We start from the raw sequence: 15,585 nt of genomic DNA, 5'->3' as shown, positions 1-15,585 counted from the left end.
TGATTTAATTATTGCATTGTTTAGTTTTCAAAGAACACCACACTCGTTCTTTTTGTCTATAACTTTGTTGCTTCTCGACTTCCTCGGTCAGCGTACTAGATTATGTACGCTTCGGTCGGGCGTCTCGTCGCGCCTCGTTCTAGGCAAAAATCACTTCGTGTCTCTACTTAATTAGTAAGCATTCTGCTGCAATATTGTCTTGCAACAAAATTTCTGCGCAATAACACGAACTTTTCAGCGCCTCGTTCCAGGCAAAAATCACTTCGTGTCTGTACTGACTTTCAAGCTTTTGCTTCGTGAGTCAGCTTTTATATAATATCTTAGTATTTTGCTTCTGTCAAGAAGTTTTTAAGATATTTTTCATTATCGGTTCAACTTTGTAAGCATTCGTCACCGACAACGATACATATGATACCCGTATTGTTTATTCTTGTCAATAGTTTTTTGCGGTTTATCGCCAGTACAAAAGGATTGCCGCTATATTATTACCACATATAACAGCAATCCTTCCTGTGTTTCATATTTTCTCTTTATACACTAATCTTATTCAACAAGTCCCTCAGCACTGTTATCTCGTCCTTGGTAAATGTGACTCCTTTCCCCATACGGCTTCTGTCCGGTGCCCATTCACGGATATCATAGCGGGGATTGAGATGATTCCATGATACCAAATTCAATTCCTTCGTCCATCCCCGGCGATCTTCTCCAATTACCCCCATCCTTTCCTTTACTTCACATGAAATTTCATTCGCCATTTTAGCCATCTCCTTTGATCTTCATCTTATTATATTCATTATATTACCAAATTATTTTATACATGTAAATATAATTATATAAAAAAAGAAGGCTAAATTTTCAGCCTTCCTAATTCTTTTTAGTTTTTTTTGATTTTATCACCCGTTCCACCGTTGGAACAGGTTATTATCAATCCCCATCCGGTCACATATCTTTCCTACCAGCATATCCACTAAGTCCATAATTGAACTCGGCTTATGATAAAACCCCGGGCAGGCTGGAATTATAACGGCACCAATTTTAGCTGCCTTCAGTAGATTTTCCAGATGACCTGCATGCATAGGTGCTTCCCGTGGCACCAAAATCAGCTGGCGTCCCTCCTTCAGCATTACATCAGCTGCCCTGGTAAGCAAATTATCCGTTACCCCGGTAGCAATCGATGCCACAGTTTTCATTGAAGCAGGAACCACTACCATGGCATCTGCCCGAAAGGATCCACTAGCTATGGATGCTCCTATATTATGCACATCGTGCAGCATATCTGCACTTTTCAAAACCCTGTCATAATTTTCTGGACACTCGTATTTCACCACCTGCTCACCACTATCAGTGAGCACGACATGAACTTGATGACCAGCCTCCTTCAGTACTTCAATCAGGCGCAAACCGTAAATACTCCCGCTGGCCCCGGTTATTCCCACAATTATCTTCATCTTTCCTCCACATAGCTATAAATCAAGCCTCAAATGCATTCTCAATCAATTTGAATGTCATACTGCCATTTTTGGTGGCCAATACCTCCAGCACATCAAAGCGATAGGAATAATCACTCAATCCTTTGTAACGGATGTATGACTGAGCTGTCCTGATAATTTTCTGCTGCTTTGTGATGGTCACTGCCTCCGCCGGCATACCATAGGCCAAGGATCCCCTGGTCTTTACCTCCACAAAAACCATGGTATTACCCTTGCTGACAATAATATCGATTTCACCTGTTTTGGCCCGATAATTTCGTTCACGCACCATATATCCATTTTTTTCCAAAAACACAGCAGCTGCATCTTCGCCTTTATTTCCCAACAACTTATTATTCATCGCCTACTAATGCCCCTTACAGTCCCTTTACTGGTGGCATGTTGTTCCGCTCCTTGCGTCGTTGGTCAATACGGTACACATAAGCCAATATTTCCGCCACTGTGGTATAAAGCTCGGCAGGAATTTCCTTGTCCAGCTCCAGGGCCATCAGCATATTGACCAATGATTTATTCTGATATACCGGCACCTTGCCTTTTCGAGCCGCCTCCAGAATATTTTCTGCCACATGTCCCCGGCCTTTGGCTACCACCTTTGGCGCCAAATTCTTTTCATAATCATATTTTAAGGCGACTGCCTTTTTTTCAGCTAAGGCCTCCGCCTCCAGCTCTTCCTGTGTTTTTTCTCTATCATTGAGCATTGTTCACAGTCCCTATCTTCAAATCTGTAAGGTTGATTGGTGTATCATAGAGTGCTTTTCGGATGTCCGGCAAATATTCACTGAACTCGGTCACCGATTCCTTATCAGAGAAAATAACCCGTAAGTTCAAATTATTTCCCTCGTACAGGCGGCAAACCACATCAACCGCTCCAATTGATTCAGTCAGCACGCATACACGAAACCAAGTATCCTTCCTCATTATCCCCCGCTCATCCTCATGGGGTGGTTCATCATAAATATGGACATAGGCAGGATAACTCTGAACCGTACCATCCCCCAAATACAGTGGCATCATAAAGGAAATGGACTTTTGTCCGTCCGCCTTGAAGCTTCCTTCACTATGCATAGATCCCTTCATTGAATTCACAAAATTATTGATTTCCTTGCTGGCTGACCGATAATGATGCCCTTTCATTTTCTTCAGCTGGCTCAAGTCGCAAAGCTGCATAAACGCCCACAGCTTTGGCAACTCGTCCACACCCATCCGTTGTCCTGCCTGTTGAATCGAGGCAGGAATATTACTCTGTATGGTGCGCAAAAGCAGATTTAACTGCTTGGCATCCTGCTGAGACAACTCACCTTGGGATTTATTGATAAAATTTGTCAAAAGTTCGGTGTCCTTTGGTGATAATTCTGCATTTTTCAAAATCAGCTGGCCCGCATCCTTCAATGCATTGGCTACTTGCTGATTATCCATCTGTACTGTAGTCGTCCCTCCAGGCGAATTTGTATTACCTGTATTATTGGTAATATTATTGCCCTGACCAAAACGGCTGAAGATTTGTTTAAACAATGGATTTATCTCGCCATCAGCCACCCCTTGCCGGGACGCCGTTCCCTCATAAGCCATACCTGCATTATTCATGCGCACATTGATATTTTCATTGGCAAATTTCGGCTCTGAAGCCAACTTGGCTGCACCATCACTGCCCATAGTATTTTCTGTTTTGCCGAAAATATTATCATTGCCCATAGGGGTAGTATTCCCCATAGTATTATTTGCCGGTGTACCGGCATTATTTCCGGCTGGCTGGGCATTACCCATTGCCTCATTGATCTGGGTAAATGCCTGATTTATATCTAAAATCTGCGGCCCACTCCCCCCCTGGCTCTGTGCCATAGTACCAGGAGTCGAAGTCCCTATTGTAGCTGCTGTTGGAACAGTATTAGTCGCTGCGTTGCCGGCACCACCCTGATTAACCAGCTGTGGTGCAGTGTTATCAGCAGCATTAGCCATATTGCCTGGCGCATTGGTTGGAAGCCCATTGCCTTGATTGAATGCCTGATTTGTATTAAAAATCTGTGGACTGACTGTCTGGCCCTGAGGTGCTCCATTGGCCATCGCTGCGCCAGGTTGGGCATTTTCCTGTGGCATAACAGGCCCCTGGGTATTACCAGCAATGCCCAGATTTCCTTGATTGGCTGACTGGCTATTACTGGTCTGACTTTGCTCTGTCCCGCCGGTAAACATTGATTTAGGGAAAAAGGCATCCACCAGCTTATTTAGGAGAGCAAATCCTTCCGATGGCTGAGCTGCTGTTGCACCCGGCTGACTTACCGTCAGTGATGCCAGCTGACTGAGCAGCTCCTCTATCTGCTTGACTGCTTGAGGATTATCCTCGTTTTGAATTAACTGAAAAGCCAATTTATTTAGATTGACCGGCTCAATATTACTTTCTTTACCAATCGCCAACTTAATATTGTCAAATACTACCTGCAAATCCTCACTCAGCTCACCCAAAGACCCCTGATCCGACAAGTACCCCAAATGGTGGAGCATACGGCTCAGGGTGTTTAGCTGTTCAACAGAAAACTTCTGGCTGGCCAGAGAACTGCCTACCCCTTCGCCCACAGTCCCCTCCAGAGAGAATGCACTACGCATAATATTGTTGATTATTTCCTTCAACTGACTTGGGATAGCATTTTCGGCCTCTGACTGATGGCTGGAAATCTTTGAAAGGATGCCTGCCATATTGTCTATGGAATTTTTAATACTGACATCTGTACGGGGTGAAAAGGCGGAACCGGCACTGCCGCCACCGTCTCTTTTTACTGATAATTTATCGCCCTTGGTCTCTTGCGTCCGCTCCGTAGCCTGTACGGAAGGCGTCATTCCTGTAACATTAGTTGGCAAGGCCTTTCCACCTCCTGAATACCGGATTATTTGTTGCCAAATAAATCTTCTATCTCATCTACCATTGATTTTATTGGTTCAAAAGACTGTCTGTGAATTGGACATGGGCCAAATTTTCTTATGGACGCTATATGGCTGGCCGTACCATAGCCCTTATGCTCAGCAAAACCATACTCCGGATACTGCTTGTCGTATTCATCCATCAGACGGTCACGGGACACCTTGGCTATAATCGATGCCGCCGCAATAGTGGCTGACTTGGCATCACCTTTAATCAGTGACAGGGATGGCATCGGCAGTCTTTCCAGCTTCACCGCATCCAAAAGCACCTTATCGGGCTGTGGCTCCAAGGCAAATATAGCTTCGTACATACCGTTCATGGTGGCCTGCAAGATATTCACCCGATCAATAGTCCGTTCATCCACAAATACCTGTTTTACCGAAACGGCCTTGGCCATAATTTCGTCATACAGCTCGTTTCGAACCTTTTCGGACAGCTTCTTCGAATCATTGATCCGGGGTAATATCAATCCCTCCGGCAAAATTACTGCCGCCACAGACACCGGCCCGGCCAGTGGGCCTCGCCCCGCCTCATCCACACCGGCAATCAGACTATAACCTTCAGCCCTGGCCTCATCCTCGTATCGGAACATGCCCTTTACCCGGGCAATTTCCGCCTGTCTTCTTTCATACCGTTTAATAATTTTGGCCGCCGCTGCCCGCTTGTCATTGCGGCAAGCCTCAACCAATGCTTCTGTTACATTGTCAGAAGCGAACAGTCCCTCTATTTCTTTTATCGACAAGTCTGCTATATTCATTTAGTCCTTCTCCTGAGAAATATCCGGTGCCACATCCAAACTGATAGTACCCATTTTCCCGCTGCGGAAATCCGTGAGGACAATCCGTTGAGCCTTTTCCAAATCTATAAGACCGCCCTTCACCAGACACCCCCGCTTCTTTCCAATAAGCTCCAGCAGCTCCAACGGGGTATCCGGCAACGCGTCTGTAATCTTATACCGTTCCTGTATCCGCTCCGGATAATGTTTTAGCATAGTATCCAGGAACACCTCAGTGATAAGCTCCCGGTCAATGGCTTCATCATTTATGGCACCGGTAAAAGCCAGCTTCAAACCGGCATTCATATCTTCAAATTTTGGCCATAGAATCCCTGGTGTATCCAAAAGCTCCAGATGCGTGCCCAGTCTAATCCACTGTTTTGCTCTGGTAACCCCTGGTTTATCTGCCGTCTTCGTTTTATTGGACCCAGCCAGACGATTTATCAACGAGGACTTACCTACATTTGGTATCCCCAAAATCATTACTCTGGCCGCTCTGGCCTTAGCCCCCTTGGCAACCAGCTTTTCCGTCCGGGCCCTGGCCAGGTCCTCCGTTATCTGCACCAATTGCTTTATCCCCTTGCCTTGGGTCGCATCCACTGCCACTGCTTTTATGCCCTGCGTCTTAAAATAATTTATCCATTTCTTGGTCATAGCCGGATCCGCCAAATCCGCTTTATTAAGGGCCACCAGCTTTGGCTTGTCGGCAATAATTTCCTGCAGCATTGGATTAGCACTGCTATATGGAATACGGGCATCCAATAGTTCAATCACCACATCCACCAATTTCAGATTTTCCGTTATAATCCGCCGGGCCTTGGTCATATGCCCAGGGAACCACTGAACATTTGGCAGAACCTGTTCCGCCGCCAGTTTCTTGGCACTTTCTTCCCGTTCCTTTATATAATCATTCATGCAAATACTCCTAACAATCATTTTTTGACACAATACAACGGAATAATTATAACGCAAATAATAAAATTTTTCTCCCCAATAGAAAAAAATCGGACATCATTCCCAATTTATGCCAATATCATTGCGAAGCTGAATGGCTTCAGCAATATGAACACCAGTGATTTCGTCGCTGCCATCCAAGTCTGCTATGGTCTGGGCAACTTTTTTCAATCTGTCGTAAGACCTGGCCGACAATTTTTTCTCTATAAAAGCTGTGCGAAGGATTTTCTGGGCCTCTTTAGTGACAATACAAGTCTTTTTCAAAATAGAGCCGGTCATCTGGGCATTGCAGACAATACCATATTTTTCAAGTCGCTTAAGCTGTCGTTCCCGGGCCGCCACCACCCGCTTTCGAATAGTAACCGAGGACTCAGCCTGTTCTGTTGTGGTAAGTTCCTTATATGATACCCGTGGCACCCTTATATGTATATCAATACGGTCTAACAACGGACCAGATATTTTCCGGTTGTAGCGCTTTATTTCCTGCAAAGAGCAATCACATTGCTTTTCCGGGTCATTATAATAACCACAGGGACACGGATTCATGGAGCAGCACAACAGAATGCGGGAGGGGAAAGTCAAGGATGCATTTACCCTGGCAATGCTTACAACACCATCCTCCAGTGGTTGACGCAGGGCTTCCAAAGTCTGTTTACTGAACTCCGGCAATTCATCCAAAAACAGTACACCATTGTGGCTTAAACTCACTTCTCCCGGATGAGGAATAGAACCGCCGCCAATCATTGCCACCGATGAAGTGGTGTGATGGGGACTTCGGAAGGGTCGTCTGGTAATAAGGCCACTGTTTTTCTTGAGCAATCCTGACACACTGTAAATTTTGGTAACCTCCAGAGCCTCCTTCATGGTCATTTCCGGCAAAATAGAATTTAAACGGCGGGCCAACATGGTTTTCCCTGCTCCCGGACTACCCACCAGCAAGATATTATGTCCTCCGGCGGCTGCAATCTCAAACGCTCTTTTAGCCACAAACTGCCCTTGAACATCGGCAAAATCCTCCAGCATTTCTTCCTGGCTCTCCTCCACCTCATCTGTGTGAACCGCCGGCTCCCATTGAACCTTATGATTTAGGAAATCCACCAATTCCTTCAGTGTAGACACGGAATAAACTGTCAATCCATCCACCAGCAAGGCCTCATTAACATTATCACTGGCAACAAAAAAGGCCTTAAAGCCTCTTTCCCTGGCTTTTATGGCCATTGGCAAGATCCCCGGCACGGCCCGAAGTTGTCCCTCCAAGGACAGCTCACCGGAAAAGAGATAGTTCTCTATGCTGGTCTGGGGCAATACACCATAGGCTGCCAATAGCCCTACAGCAATCGGCAAATCCAGTCCCGGACTGTCCTTTCTGATACCGGCCGGTGCCAAATTTACTGTAACCTTCTGGGGCATAATTTTTATCCCGGAATTTTTTACAGCTGTTCGCACCCGTTCCTTGGCTTCCTTTACCATAGTATCCGGCAGTCCTACCATATCAAAAGCCGGCAATCCGCTGGCTACATCCACCTCCACATCTATTATTTGTCCATCAACCCCCAAAGTTGTCGTCCCGCAGCATTTTGCAAACACACTCATTGCCTCCTCATAATATTCTTAATTATAAATTATATTTCTCCTAATAATATTATGCAAGTTTTGTTAATAATTAAATTTATTAAGATTTCAGTTTTTCCAAAATTTATTGAGGAAGTTTTCCAAAATTTTCTCAAATTTTCCTTGATTATCCATCAAAAAAATTTTTCCTATGGATATACCTCGTTCTATCCTGTATAATGTTTTAGGAATTTTTGTGTATGGAGGATATATTGTGGAAAATAAAAATAGTTTTGCTGCCCTGTTACCTATTGCAGTATTTGTATTCTTATATCTGGGACTGGGCATAACCTTTGAATATATAATGGAAGTGCCAATGGGCTTTTATAATGTGTCTGTTGTGGTGATTTTCCTGTTGGCTCTTTGCGTAGCCTGCTTCCAAACCAAGGGAATAGATATGAATGAAAAGCTAAAAATTATGGCCAATAATATTGCCGATCCAAATATTATCACCATGATTTTAATTTTTCTTATGGCCGGTGTATTTGTGGGTGTTTTGGGACGAAGCAGCGCAGAAAGTGTGGCTTATTTCCTGCTTTCCCTTATACCGGCTGACTATGCCGTTCCTCTTTTGTTCTTAATCAGTGCCTTTGTTTCATTGGCAATGGGCACTTCCGTAGGCACCATCACCCTGATTGTACCGATTGCGGTAGCAGTGGCCAACAGTACCGGCTTTTCCATACCGCTATGTGTTGGTACCGTTATGGGTGGCGCCATGTTCGGTGACAATTTGTCATTTATCTCGGATACCACCATTGCTGCCTGCAATGGTCAGGGCTGTGCTATGCAGGATAAATTCAAGGCTAATTTTAAAATCGCCATTCCGGCAGCTATTCTTACTGTAATTATCTTGTACTTTTTATCCGCCCAGCAAAGTATCGGCGAACTGCAAATAAAGGATTATCACCTGATGCAGATTGTTCCATATCTTTTGGTGCTGCTGGGAGGCATCTTGGGATACAATGTTTTTCTGGTTCTGCTGGTGGGAATTATCAGCGGCTCAATCCTCATGCTGGGCAGTGGTGAAATCTCCTTTGTCAATTATATGGTCAACATTGGCAAAGGAACATCCGGCATGTTTGAAACCGCCATGGTAGCCATTTTGGTATCAACCATAGGTGGCCTTATTGCATACAACGGTGGCTTTAACGCCCTATTATCCCTAATCCACAAAGTGTTTACCGGCAAAAAGGGTGGTATGCTGGGTATTGGCCTGTTGGTGGGTATGATGGATATAGCTACAGCCAATAACACCGTAGCCATCGTCATGTCCAACCCGATTGCCAAACAGATTTCCGAAAGCTATAAAATCTCCGCCAAGCAAACCGCCTCCCTACTGGACACCTTCTCCTGTATTTTCCAAGGGATCCTGCCATATGGTGCCCAAATGCTGGTGGCATTATCCATCGCTGTGAGCCTCGGCTATGAAATCAACGCTTTTATGGTTTTGCCGTTTTTACTTTACCCATATTTATTGTTACTAAGCTCCATCCTGTTCGTTTTTATACCACAGGCAAAATAATATAAAAAGGCCAGACATTTTTAGTGTATAGCTAAAATGTCTGGTCTTTTAATTTGCCTCTTCACAAATAAATCAATCAGTATATTCAATTCGGTTCAGCAGCTTGGCTCTTATTATCCGGCGGACAGAGCCATTTATCTGTTCTTCAGTCAATTCCCCGGTTTTATAGGCATCCAACAGTCCAGAATATATTTCTGCGGCCTGCTTATAATCATGGCACATCATTACAATGTCCACCCCTGCCTTAACCGACTTCACCCCGGAGTCACGGGATGAACCATACTTGGCCACTGCCCCCATAGCCAAATCATCCGTAATGATAATCCCATTATACCCCATTTCCTGTCGCAATAAATCCGTAACAATGGCTCTGGACTGACTGGCAGAATTATTCGGATCCAACTGGGAATATTTCAGATGGGACACCAGTATAAAGAAACGGTCATTCTCCTGCTGGTCAATAATCGTCTTAAACGGCTTCAAATCCGTTTCATACAGTATTTCCTTGGATACATCCACACTGGATACATCCTTATGGGTATCCACCTTCCCCCGGCCAATGCCCGGAAAATGCTTTAAAGCATAAACCTCCCCCACACTCTCATAGCCATTGGCCGCCGCTTTCACAAAACTGGCAACTGTACTGGCATCATTGCTGTATGAACGGGTATCCGTGGTACCTACATCAGCCACCGGTGCCAGATTAACATTTATCCCCAACGATTTGAGATTAGTACCGGTCTTTTGGGCCCACAGCTCCGCCTGAGCCAGGTTTTGACTCCGGCCAATATCAGCTTGGGAAGGTGGTGGTTCTATAATATTCTTTCCCCGTACCACGCGCCCCCCTTCCTCGTCAATGGCAATAAACAACGGTACAGGCTCCTTGACCGTCTCCTTAGCATATCGCTGAAGTCCGCCTGTCAGGTTGCGTATCTGCTCCTTGGAAACAAGATTACGATCAAACAGGATGATGCTGCCAATATGATATTTATTTAGCATATATGCAGCGTCATTGGTCAGCTCCGTTCCATAGATACCAATCATCATCATCTGCCCCAGCTTTTCCTCAGGGCTCATATTGGCCATAATGGCATCAACCTGCCGGTCAAAGGCCAGCTTATCGGACATCATCATCATCCTACTCAGCTGCCCCGCCATATTTATGTTGTTATTTACCCAGCTATTGGCCAGGACAATACCGCCAAACACTGCCAGCATATAGGCCACAGTTATTATTGCGACACAAATTTTGTTTTTCATGCCTAAATCTCCCAATTATCAGTTTCACTACTCAAACAATATACCATCTAACGCCTATATTTACAAGGCACAACAGATTGTTTCACATTATTGTGACAATATTTTTATTAAAAATTTTATCACTAATCGGAATAGTACATAAATAAAAAAAGGAAACTGGCTCAATAAGTAGAATAATAATACATTAAAAGTGGTGTTATGAAGAGTGGGGAAAACTAAATAACGCTATTAAAAAATTAAATAGAGCATTAAAGTTTTGGAGGGGTTTACATGAATGTTTACACGACTGACAAAATCCGTAATGTGGTACTGCTTGGCCACGGAGGTGCCGGCAAGACCACATTGGCCGAGGCTATGGCCTACCTGAGCGGCGCTGTATCCCGGCCCGGCAAGATTGAGGACGGCTCCACTATCTCAGATTGTGACAAGGAGGAAATCCGCCGCCAGATTTCTATTTCCACCTCAATAATCCCGGTGGAATGGACGGATTACAAAATCAATCTTCTGGATACACCAGGTTTCTTCGACTTTGAAGGGGAAGTTGATGAAGCTATGAGTGTAGCTGACGGAGCCATCATCGTTGTTTCCGGCAAAGCCGGTGTGGAAGCTGGCACGGAACGGGCTTGGGACCTTTGTGAAAAGTTCCATTTGCCAAGAATTTTCTTCATAACCGATATGGATATTGACTCAGTTTCTTACCGGCAGGTGCTGGACGACCTTAATGCAATGTTCGGTAAGAAAATTGCCCCTTTTAACATGCCATTGCGCGAAGATGAGAATCTGGCTGGTTATATCAATGTTATCCAGAAAAAAGCCTTCCGCTATCAAGGGGAAGAAGCCGTTGAGGAAGAAGTACCGGAATATTCCCAGGAATATCTGAACCAGTACAATGATTCCCTTATGGAAGCCGTTGCCGAAACCTCTGAAGAATTTTTAGACCGTTACCTGTCCGGTGACACCTTCTCCGAGGCTGAGATTCGTGCTGCGGTCCGCAATGCCATTTCCGATGGCTCCATCATCCCGGTAGAATCCGGCTCCGGTGCTACCCAGCGTGGTGTTTATACCCTATTGGACGATATTGTAAAATATATGCCAGCCGCCAATAATCGGCAGATATCCGGCATAAACACCCAAACAAATGAGATTTTTGAGGCAAACTTTGATGTGCTAAAGCCAAAGACCGCCTATGTATTCAAGACTATTGTCGACCCATTTATCGGTCACTACAGTCTGATTAAAATCCGTTCCGGTGTAGTAAAAGCCGATGATTTGATGTACAATGTCCGGACCTCTACTGAATTTAAAATCGGCAAGCTTTATGTTCTTCGGGGCAACAAGGCTATGGAAGTTCCGGAGCTTCATGCCGGTGACTTGGGTGCTCTGGCCAAACAGACCTCCCTCAAAACAGGCGACGGACTCTCCACCAAGGCAAATCCGGTAATGTATGCCAAGATGGACCTGCCAACACCATATACCTATCTCCGGTGGAAGCCGGTCCGCAAGGCTGATGTGGATAAAATTGCCATGGCTATGGCCAAGATTGCCGCTGAGGACCAGACCTTCCGTTTTGAGCGTGACTCGGCTAACCGTCAGTCACTGATTTATGGTATGGGTGACCTTCATCTTGAGATCATTCAGTCTCGCTTGTTAAACGAATACAAGGCAGAAATCCAGACCGAACGACCGAAAGTTGCCTTCAGAGAGACCATCCGGAAAAATTCTGATGCTGAATACAAATACAAAAAGCAGACCGGTGGACATGGTCAATACGGTCATGTAAAAATCCGCTTCAGCCCATCAGGAACCACTGACCCATATGTATTTGATGAAGAGGTAGTAGGCGGTGCTGTACCAAGGAATTTCTTCCCGGCAGTAGAAAAGGGTATTGCTTCCTCCTGCGAAAAGGGTCCTTTGGCCGGATTCCCGGTAGTGGGTGTTCATGCTACTCTCTATGATGGGTCCTTCCATTCGGTAGACTCCTCCGAGCAGGCCTTTAAGACTGCTACGGAACAATGCTTCAAGAAAGGCTTTATGGAAGCCAATCCTATCCTGATGGAGCCATATGTTACCTTGAAGGTAACCGTGCCAGACCATTACATCGGCGATATTATCGGTGATTTGAACAAGCGCCGTGGCAGTGTAATGGGTATGACCCCAACAAACGGCAAACAGGTAATTGAGGCTGAAGTTCCACAGATGGAACTGTTTGGATATTGCACCGTGCTTCGCTCCATGACTGGTGGCCGTGGGGACTTCTCCTATGAATTCTCCCGCTACGCTCAGGCCCCTGATGATGTTCAGGCAAAGGCCATTTCCGCTTATCAGGAAGAGCTTGCCTCCGGTGAAAACGACGAATAACTAAGCTAACCAAAAACTCCCATTTGGGCTGACAGCCCGAATGGGAGTTTTTTATATGCTGTTATAACGCCATTGTTCAAATTTTTCTGACACCATTTTTATCCACCACCGCATAAACCAGTTTTGCTGTCGGTGGCTGATTTTCACTAAATTCCAGTGAAGCAAGATATCGGTCAACAGCCGGCTTTATAAGTTCCTGCCGGCTGGTATATAGCCTTGCCAGCACATCCCCCTCACTCACCTTGTCACCGGTTTTCTTTAACAGAATTATTCCTGCAGCCGGATCAATTACACTGTCCTTCGTTTCGCGACCAGCTCCCAGCATGGTAGACGCAATACCGATAGACTCGGTATCCATATGGGAAATATAGCCCCTTTGCGACTTATCAGCCTTCAACTCATAACAAACTGGGGCCTGTGGCAGCTTGTCAGTGTTTTCCAATACGGAAACATCCCCTCCCTGAGCCTGCACCATTTCCAGCAGTTTTTTAAAGGCTTTTCCGTCATTTATGGCTTGCTGAACCATTTTCCTGCATTCCGACATCTCCCCTTTGTCAGCCAGATAAAGCAGCGTAGCTGACAATTCAACACACTCATGAATAAGGTCTGCTGGCCCGGCACCATTCAGCACATCGACTACTTCCTTGACTTCCAAGGCATTGCCAATATTTTGGCCTAACGGAATATCCATATTGGTAACATAGGCCATGGTCCGCCGATTATTACGCTCACCGATAGCTACCATTTTTTCTGCCAAAGTAATGGCATCTGCTTCATTTTTCATAAAGGCCCCGCTGCCACATTTTACATCCAATAAAATGCAGTCTGCGCCGGCAGCCAGTTTTTTGCTCATAATAGACGAAGCTATTAACGGAATACTTGGTACACTTCCTGTCACATCCCGCAGGGCATAGATTTTTTTATCTGCCGGAGCCAAATTCCCGCTTTGGCCAATAACGCTGACACCGATTTTATTCACCTGATTTAAAAAGGCATCCTTGTCCAATACGGTACGGTATCCCGGTATGGATTCCAGCTTATCCACTGTACCACCGGTATGGCCTAACCCCCGGCCACTCATCTTAGCCATTTTGACACCACAGGAAGCCACAATAGGTGCTACTGCCATAGTGGTTTTATCCCCCACACCACCTGTAGAGTGCTTGTCTACCTTAATACCCTTGATAGGTGATAGATCAACCATATCACCGGAATGAGCCATAGCCATGGTAAAATCAGCCAGTTCCGTATCTTCCATTCCCTGGAAAAAAACTGCCATCAAAAAAGCTGATGTCTGATAATCCGGAATAGAACCATCAACGCATCCATCGATGAAGTATTTAATTTCGTCCCTGCTTAAAGCTACTCCATCCCGTTTTTTGTTTATAATATCAACCATTCGAAACTGTTTAGAATTAGGCATAGAAATTGTTCCTCTCACATCAGGTTCATTATCCTTGGTCTGAAATTCTGGTTCCCCAAAACATACACCAGACAGTGACACTACGCAAATAATCACTAGGAAAGCCAAAAAATTCCGCAAATCATTGTTTTTCCTCAAATGCATGAACCTCACCCCAAACACATCAAAACGCATCTAAAAATGACCAGTCATCATCCAATGTCATATCACCATCCGTTACCTCATATGCAAAGGCAATCATTTTCCCGGGTTCACGAGGGTCCTTTATCACCGGTTCAATATTATCCCCCAATCGTCTGGTAAACAGTCCCTTGGTGAGATTTAATTCAGTACCGTCAGCTAGCTGCCAGCCCAGATCACCATTGCCGAAGGTGATTTTCTCGGCCCCCTCCGGTGCCAAAAACTTTATTTCTGCTATACTATCGCCTTCCCCATAGGGATTCATACTAAAGTAGCCTGTTTCTCCTCCCTGAAAATTATAGCTGCCTAAATAGCTATTGTCCTTAACTTCGCTCAACTTTTACACTCACTTTCAAAATATGATTACACATAAATTGTACACCCTACCATAAAAGAATGTAAATAACATAAAAATCCCCTGTCATTGGATATCACCAACAACAGGGGATAAAACACCTATATTATATTATTTTATTTTACTTTACGGCCAGCGTAACATTTTCACCGTTGATGTTCCATTCCTTGACAAATCCGTCAGTGGAGCCATAAGTGATGGCATCACAGAGAACAATCTTCTTAATCATATCCTCGTTACGGCTCATAATGTCAGTCAGCTTATCGTTGCCGGTAGCAAATACACTGATATGGTCAGTAACCTCAAAGCCATTTTCCTTGAATAATCTCTCGAACAAAGCCTTCCTCAATCAGCTCTGGTGACAAAGTGGTTTCCAAAGCAATGGTCACATTGCCATACCGCTGGGTAGCAAAGCCTTCGGTCTGAGACATTGTAATATCAATATCCTCTGGTATCAGCTCCACCTCGCCGCTCTTTAAGGACAGCTTAAGCTTACCGGTTTTGTCCAGTTCTTCCTTGGCTGCTGCACCATCAATCGTAGCCAGAGCTGCCTTTACCTCGCCAATCTGCTTGCCGACCTTTGGACCAAGTACCTTAAACTGCGGTTTCAAGGTATAGGAAAGATATTCCTCCATATCATCCTTGAACTCAACCTGTTTTACATTTAGCTCACCAGCCACAATTTCCTTGAAGAAATCACTGAGCTGGCTGTCAGCCTTAACATAAATTGTACCAATCGGCTG

At 45.0% G+C, this 15,585-nt stretch carries 13 protein-coding genes and 1 pseudogene; 2 read left to right on the top strand and 12 right to left on the bottom strand.

Annotated features, from left to right (window positions below; all coding sequences use genetic code 11):
- Positions 1 to 530: 530 nt before the first annotated feature.
- The 8 genes from QZV24_RS08360 to QZV24_RS08325 form a co-directional block, all read right to left on the bottom strand.
- Positions 531 to 755, bottom strand: a complete 225-nt coding sequence (locus QZV24_RS08360; RefSeq protein ID WP_290657900.1) for a YdbC family protein — start codon at positions 753 to 755, stop codon at positions 531 to 533.
- Between the two features lie 138 nt (positions 756 to 893).
- Positions 894 to 1,448, bottom strand: a complete 555-nt coding sequence (locus tag QZV24_RS08355) for a UbiX family flavin prenyltransferase (RefSeq protein ID WP_290657898.1) — start codon at positions 1,446 to 1,448, stop codon at positions 894 to 896.
- 22 nt (positions 1,449 to 1,470) lie between these two features.
- A complete protein-coding gene (locus tag QZV24_RS08350; RefSeq protein ID WP_294522757.1) occupies positions 1,471 to 1,830 on the bottom strand; it encodes a YraN family protein in 360 nt (119 codons plus the stop codon).
- 16 nt (positions 1,831 to 1,846) lie between these two features.
- Positions 1,847 to 2,188 carry an EscU/YscU/HrcU family type III secretion system export apparatus switch protein gene (locus tag QZV24_RS08345; protein WP_290657895.1) on the bottom strand — a complete coding sequence of 114 codons (342 nt, stop codon included), beginning with the start codon at positions 2,186 to 2,188 and terminating at the stop codon, positions 1,847 to 1,849.
- Positions 2,178 to 4,343: a hypothetical protein gene (locus QZV24_RS08340; protein WP_294522754.1), complete on the bottom strand. Its 2,166-nt coding sequence runs from the start codon at positions 4,341 to 4,343 to the stop codon at positions 2,178 to 2,180. Before QZV24_RS08340 ends, QZV24_RS08345 begins: the two co-directional genes overlap by 11 nt.
- A 26-nt stretch (positions 4,344 to 4,369) precedes the next feature.
- On the bottom strand, positions 4,370 to 5,161 hold the full coding sequence (locus QZV24_RS08335; protein WP_294522752.1) for a ribonuclease HII: 792 nt from the start codon (positions 5,159 to 5,161) through the stop codon (positions 4,370 to 4,372).
- Positions 5,162 to 6,094, bottom strand: coding sequence for a ribosome biogenesis GTPase YlqF (gene ylqF, locus QZV24_RS08330; protein ID WP_294522750.1), 933 nt, complete (start codon positions 6,092 to 6,094; stop codon positions 5,162 to 5,164). It lies immediately after the preceding gene.
- 96 nt (positions 6,095 to 6,190) lie between these two features.
- Positions 6,191 to 7,720: a YifB family Mg chelatase-like AAA ATPase gene (locus QZV24_RS08325; RefSeq protein ID WP_294522748.1), complete on the bottom strand. Its 1,530-nt coding sequence runs from the start codon at positions 7,718 to 7,720 to the stop codon at positions 6,191 to 6,193.
- 238 nt (positions 7,721 to 7,958) lie between these two features.
- On the opposite strand from QZV24_RS08325, the gene QZV24_RS08320 reads away from it, so the two are divergent.
- Positions 7,959 to 9,266: a Na+/H+ antiporter NhaC family protein gene (locus tag QZV24_RS08320; RefSeq protein ID WP_294522747.1), complete on the top strand. Its 1,308-nt coding sequence runs from the start codon at positions 7,959 to 7,961 to the stop codon at positions 9,264 to 9,266.
- A gap of 72 nt (positions 9,267 to 9,338) precedes the next feature.
- On the opposite strand, the gene QZV24_RS08315 is transcribed toward QZV24_RS08320, so the two are convergent.
- Positions 9,339 to 10,526, bottom strand: a complete 1,188-nt coding sequence (locus QZV24_RS08315) for a glycoside hydrolase family 3 N-terminal domain-containing protein (protein ID WP_294522745.1) — start codon at positions 10,524 to 10,526, stop codon at positions 9,339 to 9,341.
- A gap of 270 nt (positions 10,527 to 10,796) precedes the next feature.
- Here QZV24_RS08315 and QZV24_RS08310 point away from each other — a divergent pair, with 270 nt between their 5' ends.
- Positions 10,797 to 12,884, top strand: coding sequence for a translation factor GTPase family protein (locus QZV24_RS08310; RefSeq protein ID WP_294522743.1), 2,088 nt, complete (start codon positions 10,797 to 10,799; stop codon positions 12,882 to 12,884).
- A gap of 76 nt (positions 12,885 to 12,960) precedes the next feature.
- On the opposite strand, the gene QZV24_RS08305 is transcribed toward QZV24_RS08310, so the two are convergent.
- The 3 genes and pseudogenes from QZV24_RS08305 to QZV24_RS08295 all read right to left on the bottom strand — a co-directional run bounded on the left by QZV24_RS08305 (position 12,961) and on the right by QZV24_RS08295 (position 15,477).
- Positions 12,961 to 14,445, bottom strand: a complete 1,485-nt coding sequence (locus QZV24_RS08305; RefSeq protein WP_294522741.1) for a pyrimidine-nucleoside phosphorylase — start codon at positions 14,443 to 14,445, stop codon at positions 12,961 to 12,963.
- Between the two features lie 25 nt (positions 14,446 to 14,470).
- Positions 14,471 to 14,824 (bottom strand): hypothetical protein, encoded by a 354-nt coding sequence (locus QZV24_RS08300; protein WP_294522739.1) that lies wholly within the window; start codon positions 14,822 to 14,824, stop codon positions 14,471 to 14,473.
- A gap of 139 nt (positions 14,825 to 14,963) precedes the next feature.
- A pseudogene (locus QZV24_RS08295) lies at positions 14,964 to 15,477 on the bottom strand (DUF5915 domain-containing protein).
- Between the last annotated feature and the right edge of the window lie 108 nt (positions 15,478 to 15,585).

The sequence above is a fragment of the uncultured Anaerovibrio sp. genome (assembly GCA_902786545.1).
Lineage (GTDB): Bacteria > Bacillota > Negativicutes > Selenomonadales > Selenomonadaceae > Anaerovibrio.
Note: the sequence above shows the minus strand (reverse complement) of the source record. Positions and strands in the feature narration are given on the sequence as shown.